This is a genomic window from Janthinobacterium psychrotolerans (assembly GCF_001677885.1).
Classification (GTDB): Bacteria; Pseudomonadota; Gammaproteobacteria; order Burkholderiales; family Burkholderiaceae_D; genus Janthinobacterium; species Janthinobacterium psychrotolerans.
This window is the reverse complement of the sequence record NZ_LOCQ01000060.1, coordinates 147,752-164,920: the sequence shown is the minus strand read 5'-3', so window position 1 is coordinate 164,920 and position 17,169 is coordinate 147,752. Positions and strand designations below refer to the sequence as shown.

General features: G+C 64.3%; 15 protein-coding genes. 2 read left to right on the top strand and 13 right to left on the bottom strand.

The features are described from left to right. Window positions 1-14: 14 nt before the first annotated feature. From ASR47_RS20880 to ASR47_RS20860, 5 genes are all read right to left on the bottom strand, one after another. Window positions 15-1,166 (bottom strand): ribonucleotide-diphosphate reductase subunit beta, encoded by a 1,152-nt coding sequence (locus tag ASR47_RS20880; protein ID WP_065309724.1) that lies wholly within the window; start codon window positions 1,164-1,166, stop codon window positions 15-17. A 68-nt stretch (window positions 1,167-1,234) separates the two neighbouring features. Further along, entirely contained in the window at window positions 1,235-4,195 is a 2,961-nt protein-coding gene (locus ASR47_RS20875; protein ID WP_065309723.1) for a ribonucleoside-diphosphate reductase subunit alpha, read from the bottom strand. A 647-nt stretch (window positions 4,196-4,842) separates the two neighbouring features. Next, on the bottom strand, window positions 4,843-5,901 hold the full coding sequence (locus ASR47_RS20870; protein WP_065309722.1) for a sigma-54 interaction domain-containing protein: 1,059 nt from the start codon (window positions 5,899-5,901) through the stop codon (window positions 4,843-4,845). Between the two features lie 134 nt (window positions 5,902-6,035). Next, window positions 6,036-6,290, bottom strand: a complete 255-nt coding sequence (locus ASR47_RS20865; protein ID WP_065309721.1) for a PP0621 family protein — start codon at window positions 6,288-6,290, stop codon at window positions 6,036-6,038. Beyond that, window positions 6,287-7,090 (bottom strand): cytochrome C assembly family protein, encoded by an 804-nt coding sequence (locus ASR47_RS20860; RefSeq protein WP_065309720.1) that lies wholly within the window; start codon window positions 7,088-7,090, stop codon window positions 6,287-6,289. Before ASR47_RS20860 ends, ASR47_RS20865 begins: the two co-directional genes overlap by 4 nt. Window positions 7,091-7,340: 250 nt before the next feature. Here ASR47_RS20860 and ASR47_RS20855 point away from each other — a divergent pair, with 250 nt between their 5' ends. Together ASR47_RS20855 and ASR47_RS20850 are read left to right on the top strand one after the other, a co-directional pair. Further along, entirely contained in the window at window positions 7,341-7,766 is a 426-nt protein-coding gene (locus ASR47_RS20855) for a MarR family winged helix-turn-helix transcriptional regulator (RefSeq protein WP_065309719.1), read from the top strand. A 185-nt stretch (window positions 7,767-7,951) separates the two neighbouring features. Next, window positions 7,952-8,731 (top strand): alpha/beta fold hydrolase, encoded by a 780-nt coding sequence (locus tag ASR47_RS20850; RefSeq protein WP_065309718.1) that lies wholly within the window; start codon window positions 7,952-7,954, stop codon window positions 8,729-8,731. A 47-nt stretch (window positions 8,732-8,778) separates the two neighbouring features. Here the strand turns inward: ASR47_RS20850 and ASR47_RS20845 are convergent, their stop codons facing one another. From ASR47_RS20845 to ASR47_RS20810, 8 genes are all read right to left on the bottom strand, one after another. Continuing rightward, window positions 8,779-9,723, bottom strand: coding sequence for an ABC transporter substrate-binding protein (locus ASR47_RS20845; RefSeq protein WP_425402758.1), 945 nt, complete (start codon window positions 9,721-9,723; stop codon window positions 8,779-8,781). A 156-nt stretch (window positions 9,724-9,879) separates the two neighbouring features. Next, on the bottom strand, window positions 9,880-11,832 hold the full coding sequence (locus ASR47_RS20840) for an ABC transporter permease (RefSeq protein ID WP_065309716.1): 1,953 nt from the start codon (window positions 11,830-11,832) through the stop codon (window positions 9,880-9,882). Further along, a complete protein-coding gene (locus ASR47_RS20835) occupies window positions 11,829-13,034 on the bottom strand; it encodes an efflux RND transporter periplasmic adaptor subunit (RefSeq protein ID WP_065309715.1) in 1,206 nt (401 codons plus the stop codon). Before ASR47_RS20835 ends, ASR47_RS20840 begins: the two co-directional genes overlap by 4 nt. A gap of 19 nt (window positions 13,035-13,053) precedes the next feature. Beyond that, window positions 13,054-13,395, bottom strand: a complete 342-nt coding sequence (locus ASR47_RS20830; protein ID WP_065309714.1) for a DUF3325 domain-containing protein — start codon at window positions 13,393-13,395, stop codon at window positions 13,054-13,056. Then, window positions 13,392-15,074, bottom strand: a complete 1,683-nt coding sequence (locus ASR47_RS20825) for a PepSY-associated TM helix domain-containing protein (RefSeq protein ID WP_065309713.1) — start codon at window positions 15,072-15,074, stop codon at window positions 13,392-13,394. Before ASR47_RS20825 ends, ASR47_RS20830 begins: the two co-directional genes overlap by 4 nt. Window positions 15,075-15,076: 2 nt before the next feature. After that, the gene (locus ASR47_RS20820; RefSeq protein WP_065309712.1) at window positions 15,077-15,355 is read right to left on the bottom strand and encodes a DUF3649 domain-containing protein; all 279 of its coding nucleotides are present in this window, start codon (window positions 15,353-15,355) and stop codon (window positions 15,077-15,079) included. Between the two features lie 149 nt (window positions 15,356-15,504). Beyond that, window positions 15,505-16,497, bottom strand: a complete 993-nt coding sequence (locus ASR47_RS20815) for a FecR domain-containing protein (protein WP_245714433.1) — start codon at window positions 16,495-16,497, stop codon at window positions 15,505-15,507. After that, the gene (locus ASR47_RS20810; RefSeq protein ID WP_065309711.1) at window positions 16,494-17,003 is read right to left on the bottom strand and encodes a sigma-70 family RNA polymerase sigma factor; all 510 of its coding nucleotides are present in this window, start codon (window positions 17,001-17,003) and stop codon (window positions 16,494-16,496) included. The genes ASR47_RS20815 and ASR47_RS20810 overlap by 4 nt, the downstream gene beginning before the upstream one ends. Window positions 17,004-17,169 lie beyond the last annotated feature (166 nt).

Genomic DNA, 17,169 nt, shown 5'->3' with positions numbered 1-17,169 from the left:
AGCTGCGAACCGGCTTACTCCCAGTTCAGCGCGCCGCCGGTCTGGTACTCCGTCACGCGCGTTTCGAAGAAGTTACGTTCCTTCTTCATGTCGATCATTTCGCTCATCCACGGGAACGGGTTTTCTTCCTGAGCGAACAGCGGCTCGAGGCCGATCTGCTGCGCGCGGCGGTTGGCGATAAAGCGCAGGTAGCCCTTGAACATCGGCGCGTTCAGGCCCAGCACGCCGCGTGGCATGGTGTCTTCGGCGTAGGCGTATTCCAGGTCGACGGCGCGCAGGAACAGCGCCTTGATCTCCTCGCGGAATTCGGCCGTCCACAGCTGCGGGTTTTCCATCTTGATGGTGTTGATCAGGTCGATGCCGAAGTTGCAGTGCATCGATTCGTCGCGCAGGATGTACTGATACTGCTCGGCCGCGCCCATCATCTTGTTCTGGCGGCCCAGCGCCAGGATCTGCGTAAAGCCCACGTAGAAGAACAGCCCTTCCATCAGGCAGGCGAACACGATCAGGGACTTGAGCAGTTTCTGGTCGTTTTCGGTGGTGCCAGTGGTAAACGTCGGGTCGGTCAGCATCTCGATGAACGGGATCAGGAATTCATCCTTGTCGCGGATCGACTTGACTTCGTTGTAGGCGTTGAAGATCTCGGCTTCGTCCAGGCCCAGCGACTCGACGATGTACTGGTAGGCGTGCGTGTGGATCGCTTCCTCGAACGCCTGGCGCAGCAGATACTGGCGGCATTCCGGCGCCGTGATGTGGCGATAGGTGCCCAGCACGATGTTGTTGGCGGCCAGCGAATCGGCGGTCACGAAAAAGCCCAGGTTGCGTTTCACCAGGCGGCGCTCGTCTTCGGTCAGGCCGTTCGGGTTTTTCCACAGCTCGATATCGCGCTGCATGTTGACTTCCTGCGGCATCCAGTGGTTGGCGCAGCCGGCCAGGTATTTGTCCCACGCCCATTTGTACTTGAACGGCACCAGCTGGTTGACGTCCGTCTTGCCGTTGATGATGCGCTTGTCGTCGGCGTTGACGCGGCGCGCCACCTGCTCGGCGTTCGCTTCGGACGGCTCGGCGCCGGCCGACACGTTCAATTCGGTATTGCCCAGTGGCGCCTGCTGCGCCGGACGCGGCACGGCTGCCGGCGTGGTTTCATCATCCCAGGATAAGGACATAATATTTCTCTCTTAATGCGACTATTTACAATATGCAGCCCGGCCATGCCGGGCTGGCCACTCAACTCTTACTGGCAGGCTTCACACTCTTCGAAACCATCATCGCCGGGACGCAGGTAGCAAGCCTCGCCATCGGCGTCGTCCGCCGCTGCGGCCACCGGCGCCACGGCGGCGGCAGCTGCCGCGACCACGGCTGCCTGGGCGCTGTTGTGTGCACTCTGGGCGCTGGCCGACATGCCGCCATCGACCGCCACGGCGTTCAGGGCGCCGGTCTTCGATGTCGATTTTTCCATGTGGGTGGCGGCGATGGTGCGCAGGTAGTAGGTGGTTTTCAAGCCACGCAGCCATGCCAGTTTATACGTTTCGTCCAGTTTCTTGCCCGAAGCGCCAGCCATGTAGATGTTCAGCGACTGGGCCTGGTCGATCCACTTCTGGCGGCGCGACGCCGCTTCCACCAGCCAGCTCGGCGACACTTCGAAGGCGGTGGCGTAGATGTCGCGCAGGTCTTGCGGGATGCGGTCGATCTTCACCAGGGAGCCATCGAAGTATTTCAGGTCCGAGATCATGACTTCATCCCACAGGTCGCGCGCCTTCAGGTCGCGTACCAGGTAGCCGTTGATCTCGGTGAATTCGCCCGACAGGTTCGACTTCACGTACAGGTTCTGGAACGTCGGCTCGATACAGGCCGACACGCCGATGATGTTCGAAATGGTGGCCGTCGGTGCGATCGCCACGCAGTTCGAATTGCGCATGCCGAACCTGGCGATGCGTTCGCGCACCGGGGTCCAGTCCATCGCCGACGAGCTGTCCACTTCCAGGTAGCCGCCGCGCTCCTCAAGCAGCAGTTTCACGGAGTCCTGTGGCAGGATGCCGCGGTCCCACAGCGAACCGGCGTACGACTCGTAGCGGCCGCGTTCTTCGGCCAGTTCGGTCGAGGCCAGGTAGGCGTAGTAGCACACCGCTTCCATCGAGGTATCGGCAAACGACACGGCGGCGTCGGAGGCGAACGGCACGCGCATCATGTGCAGGCAATCCTGGAAGCCCATGATGCCCATGCCGACCGGACGGTGGCGCATGTTCGAATTGCGCGCCTTGTCGACGGCGTAGTAGTTGATGTCGATCACGTTGTCGAGCATGCGCATGGCGGTGCGCACGGTTTTTGCCAGCTTGACGTGGTCGAGCTTGCCTTCTTTCATGTGCGCCGGCATATTGACCGAACCGAGGTTGCAGACGGCGATTTCGTCGGCGCTGGTGTTCAGGGTGATTTCCGTGCACAGGTTCGAGCTGTGGACCACGCCGACGTGCGACTGCGGGCTGCGGATGTTGCATGGGTCCTTGAAGGTGATCCATGGATGGCCGGTTTCAAACAGCATCGACAGCATCTTGCGCCACAGGTCGAGCGCGGCAATCTTCTTGAACGAACGCATTTCGCCGGCGGCGGCTTTCGCTTCGTAGCCCAGGTAGGCCGTTTCAAAGGCCTTGCCGACCTTGTCGTGCAGGTCCGGTGCTTCCGATGGCGAGAACAGGGTCCACTCGCCTTTTTCCATCACGCGCTTCATGAACATGTCGGGAATCCAGTTGGCCGTGTTCATGTCGTGGGTACGGCGGCGGTCGTCGCCGGTATTCTTGCGCAGGTCGAGGAATTCCTCGATGTCCATGTGCCAGGTTTCCAGGTAGGCGCAGACGGCGCCCTTGCGCTTGCCGCCCTGGTTTACGGCCACGGCCGTGTCGTTGACCACTTTCAGGAACGGCACCACGCCTTGCGACTTGCCGTTGGTGCCCTTGATGTGGGCGCCCAGGGCGCGCACTGGCGTCCAGTCGTTACCCAGGCCGCCTGCATACTTGGCCAGCAGCGCGTTGTCCTTGATGGCGTCGTAGATGCCTTCGAGGTCATCGGAGACGGTGCTCAGGTAGCACGACGACAGCTGCGAGCGCAGGGTGCCCGAGTTGAACAGGGTCGGCGTCGAGCTCATGAAGTCGAACGAGGACAGCAGGCTGTAGAACTCGATGGCGCGCGCTTCGCGGTCCGACTCGTTCAGGGCCAGGCCCATCGCCACGCGCATGTAGAACGCCTGCGGCATTTCGATGCGCACGTCCTGGATATGCAGGAAATAGCGGTCGTACAGGGTCTGCAGGCCGATATAGCCGAATTGCAGGTCGCGGTCGGCCACGATGGCTTTGGCCAGGCGTTCGAGGTCGAACGTGGCCAGCACCGGGTTCAGCAGCTCCGCGGTGATGCCCTTGGCGATATAGGCCGGGAAATAGGTCAGGTATTCGCTAGCAGCGGCCGCTTGCGGCACTTCCTTGCCAAACACTTCCTTGCGCACCGTGTGCAGCAGGATGCGGGCCGTCACTTGCGAGTAGGCCGGATCTTTTTCCATCAGCGCGCGCGCCGCCAGGATGGCCGACTTGTGCAGTTCTTCGACCGGCACGCCGTCGTACAGGTTTTTGACGGTTTCAGCGAGGATGGCGTCGGCGTCGACGTGCTTTTCCAGGCCGGCGCAGGCGGCGTTGATCAGGTCGCGCACTTGCTGCATGTCGAGCGGGCGGCGCACGCCGTTGTCGAGCACGTTCAGTTGCGGTGCTGCCACTTGCGCCGAGGCGCCCAAGGCCTCCTTCTGCAGGCGGCGTTCTTCCATGTGCTTGGCGCGGTACAGCACGTAGGCACGCGCCACGTCATGTTCGCCCGAACGCATCAGCGACAGTTCCACCTGGTCCTGCACGTCTTCGATATGGAAAGTGCCGCCGCCCGGCTGGCGGCGCACCAGCGCGGCCACGACAGCACTGGTCAGTTGTTCCACCAGTTCACGCACGCGGGCGGAAGCGGCGCCCTGGCCACCGCCCACGGCCAGAAATGCCTTGGTCATGGCGATGGCGATTTTCGACGGCTCAAATGCCACCACCGCACCGTTGCGGCGGATGATGCGATAGTCGCCCATGGCCGCGCCGGTGCTTGCCACGCTGTGCGCCGCGCCTGGCGCTGGCGGTACTGGCGTTGGATGGATGGAAATATCTTGAGGTGATTGCATTGAAGCTCCCGTTGTCAGCTAAAGTCAGCCTGCAGTTTTGCTGCCGCGTGTGTTGATGAATAGAACGCCCGATGGTCCGGGCTTCTTCCGGTATTTATTGTTAATAAGATACAGTTTTGATGCATCAGATGATACTAATGAAAACAGCCCGCCCTCACGCCCGGCGGGGCGCGAAAAACATCTCGAAGGGTGATAAACCGCCTATGCCAGCTTGCCAGGCAAGCCAATATGAAGATTGACGCCGGCTAGGGCAAAAAAGCTGAAAACGTCTTTGATGGCACTACATTTAGTCGATACATCTAATTTCTGCACTAATTGTAGTACCCATCGCAGGCAGGCGCAATACCTTTTGCCGCCCGCACCGGGCTTAATTTTTGCGATTTTCCGTACGAATTCGATTGACTTTTCAGGGCATGGATAACAGGCCCGGCACCCGCGTAGTAAGCACTAACGCAGGCTTGCGCGGGCCGCTGCGCGCCCCGTTCCTGATATTAATCCAAATCAATATCAGCCTGGTTTGGCCTTGCTATGCCGGCAATTATTTACGTCAAGGCAACTAGTGGAACCGCGCTCCAGCCCAGGCTGGCGAAACAAGGTCGGCATTATAATCTACCGCGCCGCTTCGGTCCCGGGCCGCCTTTTTCGGTTCAGCCCGGCGGTTCGCGCAGTTGCAGTTTTTGCATGCGATAGCGCAACTGGCGCACGCTGATGCCCAATTGCCGCGCCGCCCGCGCGCGGTGATAGCGCGTTTGCACCAACGCCTGCAAGATCATCTCGCGCTCGGTTTGCAGCAGGAACAGCTGCAAGGGCACGATGGGTGCGCCGACCTGCGCCATGCCGGGCAGTGGCAACTGGCGGCCCGGCGCGCCGGGGTTCAGCACGGTCACCGGCGCCGGCGCCGTGCCGGTGTCAGGCAAACCCAGCCCCTCGGCCGTGATCACGCCGCCATCGGCAAAGGCCAGCGCCCGCTCCAGCAGGTTTTCCAGCTCGCGCACATTGCCGGGAAAAGCATGGCGCGCCAGCGCCACCAGTACCGCCGGCGCCAGGCGCACGCACTGCCGCGGCGCCAGGCGCGCCAGGATCGCGTCGCACAAGGCTGGCAAATCGCCCAGCCGTTCGCGCAAGGGCGGCACCGCCAGTTCGATCACATTCAGGCGGTAATACAGATCCTGGCGAAACGTGCCGGCCGCCACGCCACGCGCCAGCCCATGCTGGCTGGCGCACAGGATGCGCACGTCGACGGCCTCGTCGGCGCTGCCACCGAGTTTGCGCACGCGGCGTTCCTGCAGCGCGCGCAGCAGCTTGACCTGCATCGCCAGCGGCAAGTCATCGACCTCGTCGAGCAGCAGGCTGCCGCCATGCGCCGCCTGGAACAGGCCCTGGCGCTCGTGCAATGCGCCCGTGTAGGCGCCCAGCCGGCAACCGAACAGCTCGGCTTCCATCAGGGCCTCGGGGATGGCGCCGCAATTGACGGCGACAAAAGGGCCGCTGGCGCGCGCGCCCTGAGCGTGGATGGCGCGCGCCACCAGTTCCTTGCCGCTGCCCGACTCGCCGCGGATCGCCACCGGCGCGCAGGAGGCGGCAATGCGCGCGATCTGCGCGCGCAGCGCCTGCATGGCGGCCGAACTGCCGCTCAGTTGCGCTACAGAATCTTTGGCGGCGGGCGCAACATGGCCGCCGGCGGCCTGGATACGCGAGCTGGGCATAAGCCATCCTTTCCGGAAGGACTGCTATCGGACACGATGGGTAATCAATGTCACGGTGATGCTACGCCTGCCTGGCGGCCGACGGCGTCACGATACGGAAGAGCAATTGAGGAGGAAGGCGGCGGACGGAAAGCTTACAGTGTGGCGTGCGCGTGGCTGCAGTAATCATGGCCCTTGGCCTGCACGTTTTCGGAGGCCGGGTAGTACACGCCGCAGTGGGCGCAGCACAACATCAGCTCGGCATCGGGCAGCTCGGCCACGCGGCCGGGCGGCGTGAAGGGATTGGACTGCTGGCGTTGCTGCTGACGCTGTTGCAGGCTGCGAATCTTGCTGCGGATTGCAAACACCACCAGCAATACCAGCGCCAGCCAAAACAAAATACGGGTCATAAATATCCTCGGTGCAAAACCACTTCCAGTACAAAACGGCTGCCGACATAGGCCAGCAGCAAGGTGGCAAAACCGGCCAGGGTAAAGGTCAGCGCCGTCTTGCCGCGCCAGCCGCGAAAGCGGCGTCCGGCCAGCAGCACGGCAAACAGCAGCCACGACAGCAGGGTAAATACCGACTTGTGATCCCAGGTCAGGGCCTTGCCAAATAATTGTTCAGAAAACACGATGCCCGACAGCACGGTCAAGCTCAGTAAAATAAAACCCAGGCCGATCATGCGAAACAGCAGCTTTTCCATCGTCAGCAGGGCCGGCAGCTGGTCCAGCGCACCGGACAAAAAGCCGCGCCGCTCGCTGCGCGTGTGCAATCGCGACTCCTGCAGTGCCATCAGCACGGCGTGAAAGGCGGCGATCGTCAAGGTGCTGTAAGCGAGCACGGCGACCGTGATATGCCAGCCGAACACGGCCGACTTGCCTTCCAGCACCACCTGATTGCCGGGAAAGGCCCAGGCCAGGCCGATCGCCAGCACGGCGCAGGGCATGACCATGCGGCGCAGGCCGTCCAGGCTGAAATTGCGGTTTTCGATCCAGTAGGCGCCCACCGACACCCACAGCGCGGCCGACAGCATGGCCGAAAAACCGAAGCGCAAGGTGCCGGGCGCCATCAGGTCGAACCACAGGGTGGCCGCGTGCGACAGCCAGGCAACGCCGGTCAGCGCGGCGATCAGCCTGCCTTGCGATGAGGGAAGAAACGCGCACACCGCATACGCCAGGGCGGCAAGGAAGAAAAAATAGGTCTGCATGTTTTAAGTTTACACCATAGCCGGCCAGCGCGAATCGCGCAGCGGCACGCGAGGCTGCCAGGGTCGCTGCCGCGCGCAATGCGAAAGAACCTGCCATGATATCGCGGCTGGGGCTGAACCGGTGGCCCCAGCCTCAAGATTTCACGAAACTTTACTGCCGCACGGCAAGCTTGCAGCATATTGCTGGACATTGCTTAAAGTGCCGATTATCGCTAGGCTGGCGCCATCACCGCTTTCCGACTGCCTTGCCATGCCCTCTTCCAGCCTCGACGATAAATTGTGCTTCCAGCTGTATGCCACCTCGCTGAAAATGACCCAGCTGTACAAACCGATGCTGGCGGCCCTGCACCTGACCTATCCGCAATACCTGGTCATGCTGGTGCTGTGGGACCAGGAAGGCCTCGGTATCAAGGACCTGGCCGGGCGCTTGCAGCAGGATTCCGGCTCGATCACGCCGCTGGTCAAGCGGCTCGAAGCGGAAGGCTATCTGCTGCGCGCACGCGATCCGCGCGACGAACGCAATCGCGTGCTGACCTTGACACAGGCCGGACGCGACCTGCGCCAGGCCAGCACCGCCATCGACCAGGCGATTGCCGACAACTGCAGCGTGATCACGCCACAGTTCGAGGTGATGATGGAAGGCTTGCGCAAGCTGAACGCCAGGCTGGGCGGCTGATGGCGCCAGACTCAACAAAATCCATCAAAAAACATATTGCGCACTAATGATTAGTGCGCTATTCTTATTGCACTGACTGCCCGATGGCGCTCCTGCCAGAGGCCAAGCTCAACAATGATCGCTTTTTTTAATTAATACTTAGCGCGCTAAATAATAGCCAGCTATAAAACTCAAGGAGTCCTGCCATGTCGTCCCTCCCTTTCAAAGCTTCCCTGATCGCCGCCGCCATCGCCTCCGGCGCCGCCTTCGCTCCCGTCCATGCGGCCGCGCCAGCACAGCAGAATGCCGACACCACCGTGGTGCTGGTACACGGCGCCTTTGCCGACGGTTCCAGCTGGGACAAGGTGATCCCGCTGCTGCAGGCCAAGGGCTTGAAAGTGGTGGCCGTGCAAAATCCGCTGACGTCCCTGGCCGACGATGTGGCCGCCGCCCAGCGCGTGATCGATGCGCAGACCGGCCGCGTGATCCTGGTCGGCCACTCCTGGGGCGGCACGGTGATTACGGAAGCGGGCACCAGCGACAAGGTCAAGGCGCTGGTGTATGTGGCGGCATTCGCGCCATCGGAAGGCGAAGCCACGGGAGAACTGGGCAAGGACTACCCGACGCCACCGGGCATCGGCAGCCTGAAGGCGGACGCCGCCGGTTTCCTGTACCTGCCGGAAGAATCGGTGCGCGTCAATTTCGCCCAGGACCTGCCGGCCGCGCAAACGCGTTTGATGGCTGCCACGCAAGGCCCGATCCAGGGCAAGGCGTTTGCCGACAAGACCACCGTGGCCGCCTGGAAGAACAAGCCCAGCTATTACATCGTGGCCGGCAAGGACCGCATGATCGCGCCGGAACTGGAACAGGCGTTTGCGAAAAAAATCAAGGCCACCACCACCGTGCTGCAAACGAGCCATGTGCCGATGCTGTCGCAGCCGAAACAGGTGGCCGAGGTGATCCTGGCGGCGGCCGCCATGCGTTAAACAAGGTCCGCCGCGCCAGACAAGGCGCGGCGGGTTGGCGCCTGCCGTTATTTCACGTTCAGGCTTTTCTTGGCCTGATCGAGCAGATCGGTCTTGACCCAGTCCTTGGCCACCGGCGGCTTGCTCATGCGGCCCACGCCCGTTTTCACCATCACGTCGGTAGTGGTCTGGATATGTTCGGGCGTAATGTCGTAGGAATACGGCGAATTGCTGATCGCGTCGTCGAAGTCATCCTTGGTGATCTGGTTGCGGAACACCACTTCGCGCACGTATTTTTCGGCCGTCGGCTGGTTGTCGATAAAGGTCTTGGTCGCCTCGACAAAGCAGCGCATGAATTTCTCGGCCACCGGACGGCGTTCCTTGTAGAACTTTTCCGTCATCACCATGGTGCGCACCGGCTCGCCGATCGGCGTATCGTACGGCTTGATCACTTCGGTGCCAAACCCCTTGTTGATCGCCTGCGACGATTGCGGCTCGGACTGCATCATGGCGTCGATATTCTTGCCCATCAGGGCCTGGTTCAGGTCGGCATAGGCAAGGAACACCAGCTGCACATCCTTGCCCTTGTTCTCGGAATACGTCAGCCCCGCCTGCGACAGTTCGGCCAGCAGCAGCACTTCCTGGATGCCGCCGCGCGTCACGCCCACGCGCTTGCCTTTCAGGTCCTTGACGCTGGCAATCTTCTGCCCGGTGCCACCGACCAGCCGCGCGCCGCCCTTGGCAAAACCGGCCACCACATAGATCGGCGCACCGCCGGCGCGGCCCGAAATGGCCGCCTCGGACGCGGTCGCGCCCACGTCCAGTTCACCGGCAATAATCGCCTGCATCACGTCCAGGCCCTTGGCGAAGATATGCTCTTCGACCTTGATGCCGCACTTGGGCGCGATTTCCTTGATATACGACACGGCGCCGTAATGGGCAAATTTCAGATTGCCCAGGCGAACCACTTCCTGGGCCTGTACCTGTGCCGCGCCCATGCTGAACGTCAGCATGACGGCGGCGGCGATGGTGGTTTTCAAGATACTGTACTGGCGCATCTGCTGCTCCTGTCTCACGGTGATGGGAATGCCTGCCTTGCAGGCAAGGAAACACTGCTTTTTTATTATGCAGAGATAGTACCGTGTGTTGGAGTTGGAGCAACAGTTTTTTTACTGCCCCGCCAGCGCCACCACCGGATCGAGGCCGGAGGCCTTGCGCGCCGGCATGAAACCGAACACCAGCCCCGTCACCACGGCGCAGGCAAAAGCGCCGCCGATGGCGCTGAGCGAAAAGATCACCGGCACTTCCCACACCAGCAGCAGGCCGGCGAATGCGATGCCAACCACGATGCCGGCCACGCCGCCGACCACCGACACCAGCACCGCTTCGGTCAGGAACTGGCGCAAAATATCGCGCCGGCGCGCGCCGGTGGCCATGCGGATGCCGATTTCGCGCGTGCGCTCGCGCACCGTCATCAGCATCACATTCATCACGCCGATGCCGCCCACCACCAGCGAAACGGCGGCGATCAGGCTGAGCATCATGGTCATGTTGTCCTGCGTTTTCGCTTCGGCCGCGATCGAGGCGGCGGCGTTGCTGATGCCGTAGTCGCGGATGCGGTGGCGCTCGAACAGGACGGCGTCGACCGCCGCCTCCACTTGCGCCACGCGCTTGACGTCCGCCGCCGCCAGCACCGTGTAGGTCGGCTCGCGCTGGCCGAAGACGCGGATGCCGGCCGTGGAAAACGGCAGCAGCAGCACGTCGTCCTCGTTTTTTTCGCCCGTCAGCGCGCCCTTGGAGCTCATCACGCCGATCACCTGGAACGGCACGTTGCCGATCAAGATGCTCTGCCCCACCGGATTGGCAATATCCGGCATCAGCTTGTCGGCCAGGCGCGAGCCCAGCACGGCCACCGTCGCCATCTCGCGCTCGTCCTGCTCGGTAAAGAAGCCGCCCCTGGCCACCGGCCAGGTCTGGATCCGCGGCAGCGCCGGCCCGGTGCCGCGCACATAGGTCTGCACGTCGATATTGCCATGGCGGATCACCTTGTTGCCGGTGACATTGGGCAGCACATGCGAGATGCCCGGCACGTCTTTCAACGCTTCGAGGTCGCCCAGGGTGATGCTGCGCCCCGGAATGCGCGAACTTTCGCCGCGCGACGACATATACAGCAGGTTCGAGCCGAACGCGCCCAGCTGCGCCATGACCTGCTGGCGCGTGCCCAGGCCGATGGCCAGCATCACGATCACGGAGGCGACACCGATCACGATGCCCAGCAAGGTCAGGCCGGTGCGAAAGCGGTTGATCCACATGACGCGCCAGGCGGCACGCACGGCATCGAGCAACTCGGTGCCGAGCGACGCCCCGGTGTCGTGCGACGCGCGCGACATGTCGAGCGGCGCCAGCGCGGCGGCCGTGGCCGGGATGTCCACCGCGCCCGAGTCTTCGATGATTTCGCCGTCGCGGATCTCGATCACGCGCCGCGCCTGGGCCGCCACCTTGCGGTCGTGGGTAATCAGGATGATGGTGTGGCCGGCGTCGGCCAGTTCGCCCAGCAACGCCATGACTTCGGCGCCGCTGCCGCTGTCGAGGGCGCCGGTCGGTTCATCGGCCAAAATAATGCGCCCGCCATTCATCAGCGCGCGCGCGATCGACACGCGCTGCTGCTGCCCGCCCGACAACTGGCTGGGCCGATGATCAAACCGTTCGGCCAGACCCAGGCGCCGCAGCAGCGCCGCCGAACGCGCGTGGCGCCGCGTGGCCGGCATGCCCGCGTACAGCGCCGGCACTTCGACGTTTTCGCGCGCCGATTCGGTGGCGATCAGGTGGTAACCCTGGAATACGAAGCCGAACGCTTCGCGCCGCAGCCAGGCCAGTTCGTCGGCGTTCAGGCCGGCCACGTCCTGGCCGGCGAAATGATAGCTGCCGTCGCTGGGCCGGTCCAGGCAACCGAGCAAATGCATCAGGGTCGACTTGCCGGAACCGGAGGCGCCGACAATGGCGACGAATTCGCCGGCGCCGATCGACAGGCTCACGCCGCGCAGCACCTCGACGGCCGGTGCGCCGTCATGGCCGCCATAGCGTTTGCGGATGCCGTTCAGCTCAATCAAAGGTCCGGTCATAACTGGAACCTGCCCGGTCCATTGGCGGCCGGCTGTTCACCCGTCACCAGCAGTTCGCCCTCCTGCAAGCCTTGCACTACTTCGGCGCTGAGGCGGTTGCGCACGCCCACCGTCACTTCACGCACATCGATCTTGCCGTCGCCATCCATCACGCGGGCCGTAAACTGGCCGGCGCTGGCGCCTTCGGCGCTCGACGGTTTGAGGGCCGGCAGCGGCACCGCCAGCACATTGTTGGCCGCCGCCGTGACGAACGCCACTTGCGCCGTCATCTGCGGCATCAGTTCGCCGTCGGCATTATCGACGTCGAACAGCACTGTATACAAGATCACCTTGCTGGCCGATGGCGCCAGAGCGGTGCCGGCGCTGGCGCCGCCCGGCACCGGCGGCGCCGGCAGCACCTGCCGCACCTTGCCGCTCCAGCGCCGCTGGTCGCCACCGAGCGTGGTGAAATACACCGGCATGCCGGCGCGCACGCGGCGCACGTCCGCTTCCGACACTTCGGTCCACACGGTCATGGCCGACAGATCGGCGATGCGCAAAATATTCGGCGTCTGGTACGTCGCATTGAGTGTCTGGCCTTCCTTTGCATCGAGGCCCACCACACTGCCGGCCATCGGCGCGTAGATGCGCGTATAGCCCAGGCGCGCTTCATCGGCCTTCAGGCTGGCCTGGGTCTGGTCTATCTGCGCTTTCAGGTGATCGATCCTGGCGGCGGCCGAAGCCAGGGTGGCGACCGCCAGCTCCAGCTCGGCCAGCGGGGTCGAATCGAATTTTGCCATCTGCTGCTGGCGCACATGCTGCTGGCCGGCCAGGCGGTGCTGCGCCTGCTGGTCGGCCAGTTGCGCCCTCAAGCCGGCCAGCGCGGCGCGGCCCGCGTCCACCGTTGCCTGCTGCACGCTGGGATCGATCTCGGCCAGCAGCTGGCCTTTTTCCACCACCGTGCCCGGCTGCACGTGCAATCGCGTGATCTGGCCCGAGACCTGGGCACCCACGTCGACATAGGTTTGCGGCTGCAAGGTGCCGATCGCCGTCACGCTCGCCTCGATGCTGCCGCGCTTGACGGGCGTGGTCTCGACAATGGTGGCCGGGCCACGCGTGGCCCACAGGGCGCCGGCGCCCGCCAGCGCCAGCAGCGCCACGCCGCCAGCAATGGCCGCGCGGCGGGAAGCATACAACGGTGTCGCCTTCGGTGAAACGTGCATCGGTCTGTCCTTGAAGAAGTTACTGCAGCAGGGTCAACAGACCTGCCAGCGCGGCGACGGCTGCCAGCAGGGAACTACGAAACAGCAATCTGGGGGCATACGGCAGCAACAGGGCCACGCCCAGCGCGCCGGCCGATAGAAAACCCAGCCAGGCGACCACCCCGACCGACGCGCTCCAGCCGGCCACGCAGGGCCAGAGGGCCAGCGCCAGCAGCACACCGCCGGCCAGTTGCAGCGCGCGCCGCACGTGGACGGCGGCGTCGCGGCCGAATACCTGGCCGTGATGGCGGTCCATCGCCAGCGACAGGCTGGCCATGCCCGCATACGACAGGCCCAGCGCGCAAAGGATGGTATTGATCATGCGTTGTTCTCCATGGTGGTTGATCTGTTGATATTGGCCGGCGCGGTTTTCTTCGCGACCACGGCGCTCTTGCGCGTGCCGACCGTCCGGGCGCCCCAGGCGGCCAGCAGGCCAAAGGCGATGGCGCACAACTCCACGCCGGCGCTTTCCAGGTCGCCGCGCGCAAACTGCGCCGCCAGGTTGTCGCCGGTGCTCAGCAGGTTCAATAGCGGCAGCAGCAGGCACAGGGCCGCCAGCAGCGCCAGTTGCTCGATCCATGCGCGCTTTTCGCTGCGCAGGCAGGCGTGCGCCAGGGTCAGCAACCAGGCGCCGAAAAAGGCCCGCACTTCCCAGCCGGCGCGCAGTTCCTGGCCGATGGGGATCAGGCGGTTGGCCCACAGGTAGCTGATGCAGGCGATCGACAGGCCGGCAATCGCGGCGATATTCATGCAAGCGACCAGGCGATAGACGCGCGCCGTGGCGGCGCCGAATTCGCCGAGCGACTTCTGGCGCCGCTTGACCAGGAACAGGACGGCGCCGGTGCCCATCATGGCCGTGCCGGCCAGGCCGCACAGAAAATACAGCCAGCGCATGGGCAGGCCGCCAAAGCTGGCCATGTGCAGGCTAGCCATGACATTGCGCGTCAGCGCCGCGCCGCCCGTGTCCGAGCCGCCAGGCTGGCGCACCGCCGTTTCAACGCCGCTGGCCAGCGCATAGCAGGCGCGCCCCGTACTGGCGCTGATGCGTTTGAATAGTTCGCCGTCCTCGTTCCAGCCGTACATGCACACGCGCATCGAGGCGTCGTTCGGATTGTCGAGCACCACGGCGCGGATTTCCTGGCCGATGGCCTGCTCGGCGCGCCGCGCGAACGGTTCCAGGTCGGGTATGGCCAGCGGCTGGCCGCTGCGCGCCGGTTTGCCGACATCGTTCCAGTCGGCCAGGAACGATTTCTTGGCGTTGTCCACGCCATACTGCGCCAGCACCGGCGCCGGTACGTAATCGTCGGCGAAAAACACCAGGCCCGTATAGGCGATCATGAGCTGGAACGGCAGGGTCAACACGGCCACCGCGTTGTGCGCGTCGAGCCAGGAGCGCTGGCCCTTGGCCGGGCGGAAGGTAAAGAAGTCCTTGAAGATGCGCCTGTGGGTGATCACGCCGCTGACCAGCGCGACCAGCATGACCATGGTGGTGATCGCCACGATCCACACGCCGATGCGCCCCGCGTGCAGCTCATAATGAAAATCGACGAAATGGTGGCCGCCTTGCGTCGCGCGCTGTACGCCGCCATGCGCACACTTGATTTCCTTGCCGGTCAGCGGGTCGAGATCGGCCGCGCCATAGCCGCCCTGCGGCTGGAACCAGTAGGCCGACAAGCCTTGCCCGGGGCGCTGCACCGGCCAGATTTCCCACATGTCCGCCTGCGGATGGGCGCTGGCCATGAAATCGAGCGCCAGCGCCAGGCGCTGCGCGCGGTCGGCGACCTTGGGCGCTGGCGGCTCGCTGGCGTGCGCCGCCTCTTCCAGGGCGTGCTCGGGCTGCATCCAGTGGCCGATCGGTTCTTCGAATACCGACAGGGTGCCGGTCAGGAAAATCGCAAACAGCAGCCAGGAAATCCACAGTCCGCTCCAGGTATGCAGCCAGGCCATGGCCTGGCGCAGGCCACCCGACTGTGGCGTCTTGACGGCTTTTTCCAGCTTCATGCTCATGCGGCACCCCGCGCCAGCAGCAGGCCCAGGCCGCCGCACAGGATGGCCGGCAGCAGCATGCCGAGCCAGGCGCGGCGCAGGTCCCGCACCGCAAACACCCAGATCACGGCGCAGGTGTAGACCACGAAAGCGCTGAGGGTGGCCGTCTGCACGGCTTCGACGCGCGACAGCGGCAGGGTGGACGACAGCAGCACCGCCACGCCCGACGTCAGCGCATAGCCGCCAAAGATGGCCGCCAGCACGCGCGACAGCAGCATCATGTGTACCGGTTTCATGGCCGTGGCACTCCGTGGATAATTTGTTTCTGTTGCATCACTGCCTCTCTGCGTCAAATGGATGATGAAAACCGCATCCTTCACCTGCAGGTGCCGCGAGAACGCAAATCGGGCAGCCCTGCTGCACATTATTTTTCGAGGGGTGGCGGCTATGGCGCCGGTTCGACCGAGACCCAGTAGCGCGTGCGGCTGCGCACCTGCACCGGCAGCGAATTGGGCAGCATGTTCAGAATGCGTTCCGTGTCGAACAGCGGAAACACCCCCGACAGGCGCAGATGGGCCACTTCAGGCGCGCAGTGGATCAGGCCGGGGCGGTAGCGCGACAGGTCGGCCAGGAATTCACCCAGCGTCACGTCGTCGACGATCATCTGGCCGCGCGACCAGGCGTCAAGGTGGGCATCGATGGCCTGCGGCGCGGCGGGACGCAGGCGCGTGAAGGTGGCGCTGTGGCCGGCGGCAAGCCGCAAGGGCGCGCCAACGCCGTCCGCAGGGCTGATCTCGACCGCGCTTTCAAACACGGCGACGTCGCTCACGCCGTCGCGCTGGCGCACGGCAAAGCGCGTGCCGAGCGCGCGCACCCGGCCTTCGTGCGTGGCCACCAGCAGCGGTGCATCATCGCCGAACCCAGCGCTGCCGGCGCCATGGCCGCTGGCCACCATGATTTCGCCGGCCAGCAGTTCGATCAGGCGGTGATGGCCATCGAAGCGCACATTGACGGCCGAGGCGGTATTGAGCGTCAATACGCCGCCATCACGCAAGGCGACTTCGCGCCGCTCGCCGGTGGCCGTGCGATAGTCGGCCAGCACGGTGCGCGCGCCATCGACAGCGCCGCCGTGCGCGGCCAGCAGCCCGGCGCCGCCGGCCACGCCCAGCCAGGCCAGCAACTGGCGGCGCTTGCCGCTGGCCGGTAGCGCCACATGGGCCAGCGCCTGCGTGGCCGCGCCCTGGTGCAGATTGCCAAAACGCCCGGCAAACGCCTCGATATGGGCCCAGGCCCGCGCATGTTCAGGCTCCGCGTCACGCCAGCGCAGCCAGTCGCGCCGCTCGGCGTCGCCCGCCTCGTCCGACATCAGCACCGTCAGCCAGTCGGCCGCCTGCTGCGCCACCGCCTCGCTGATGGCAGGCTGGTTCAAGGTACTCACGGCGGCAGCGCAAAAAACACGTGCCGGTTGGCGCGCGTCAGGTACTGTTTGACCGAGCTGGCCGAGACATCGAGCCGCACGGCGATCTCGGCGTAGCTCAGACGCTCCAGCTGGGCCAGCAAAAAGGCGGTGCGCACGGGCAGCGGCAGGCCGTCGAGGGCCGCATCGATTTCCTGCAAGGCTTCCAGCGCCAGCAAGCGCGCTTCGGGCGGCGGCGCCACGGCCGGCGGCAAACAGGCCAGCGCCGCCAGGTAGGCCTCTTCCAGCACCTGGCGCCGGTAGCGGTGCGCCACCAGCCGGCGCGCGATCGTCGCCAGGAAGGGGCGCGCTTCGCGGATCTGCGGCGCGGCGCCGCTGGTCAACACGCTGACAAAGGTATCCTGCGCCAGGTCGGCCGCCTCGCCCGCATTGCCCAGCTTGTGCCGCAGCCAGCCCTGCAGCCAGCCATGATGGCTGCTGTAGAGCGCGTGCAGTTGCTGTTGCTGGACAAAGTCGGCGACGGCCATGGCATTGGGCAGTGATGTAAATAAGAATTATTCTCATTTTAACCCTGAAATGACCCTGCATGCAATCATGGCATTGCCATAAATGCCAAGCTATCACTGCCGGTGCGCGACCGTCCCAACGGCGCGATAGAGTAAAATGGCGGCCATCGTCCGGCCTAGAGCCGCC

Excerpts from the sequence above, each read along its gene's own strand:
- ASR47_RS20835 (WP_065309715.1), bottom strand. The coding sequence starts at position 13,034 with ATGCACGTTTCACCGAAGGCGACACCGTTGTATGCTTCCCGCCGCGCG.
- ASR47_RS20830 (WP_065309714.1), bottom strand. The coding sequence starts at position 13,395 with ATGATCAATACCATCCTTTGCGCGCTGGGCCTGTCGTATGCGGGCATG.
- ASR47_RS20855 (WP_065309719.1), top strand. The coding sequence starts at position 7,341 with ATGCCCTCTTCCAGCCTCGACGATAAATTGTGCTTCCAGCTGTATGCC.
- ASR47_RS20825 (WP_065309713.1), bottom strand. The coding sequence starts at position 15,074 with ATGAAGCTGGAAAAAGCCGTCAAGACGCCACAGTCGGGTGGCCTGCGC.
- ASR47_RS20870 (WP_065309722.1), bottom strand. The coding sequence starts at position 5,901 with ATGCCCAGCTCGCGTATCCAGGCCGCCGGCGGCCATGTTGCGCCCGCC.
- ASR47_RS20860 (WP_065309720.1), bottom strand. The coding sequence starts at position 7,090 with ATGCAGACCTATTTTTTCTTCCTTGCCGCCCTGGCGTATGCGGTGTGC.
- ASR47_RS20865 (WP_065309721.1), bottom strand. The coding sequence starts at position 6,290 with ATGACCCGTATTTTGTTTTGGCTGGCGCTGGTATTGCTGGTGGTGTTT.
- ASR47_RS20820 (WP_065309712.1), bottom strand. The coding sequence starts at position 15,355 with ATGAAACCGGTACACATGATGCTGCTGTCGCGCGTGCTGGCGGCCATC.
- ASR47_RS20810 (WP_065309711.1), bottom strand. The coding sequence starts at position 17,003 with ATGGCCGTCGCCGACTTTGTCCAGCAACAGCAACTGCACGCGCTCTAC.
- ASR47_RS20845 (WP_425402758.1), bottom strand. The coding sequence starts at position 9,723 with ATGCTGACGTTCAGCATGGGCGCGGCACAGGTACAGGCCCAGGAAGTG.
- ASR47_RS20840 (WP_065309716.1), bottom strand. The coding sequence starts at position 11,832 with ATGACCGGACCTTTGATTGAGCTGAACGGCATCCGCAAACGCTATGGC.
- ASR47_RS20875 (WP_065309723.1), bottom strand. The coding sequence starts at position 4,195 with ATGCAATCACCTCAAGATATTTCCATCCATCCAACGCCAGTACCGCCA.
- ASR47_RS20850 (WP_065309718.1), top strand. The coding sequence starts at position 7,952 with ATGTCGTCCCTCCCTTTCAAAGCTTCCCTGATCGCCGCCGCCATCGCC.
- ASR47_RS20880 (WP_065309724.1), bottom strand. The coding sequence starts at position 1,166 with ATGTCCTTATCCTGGGATGATGAAACCACGCCGGCAGCCGTGCCGCGT.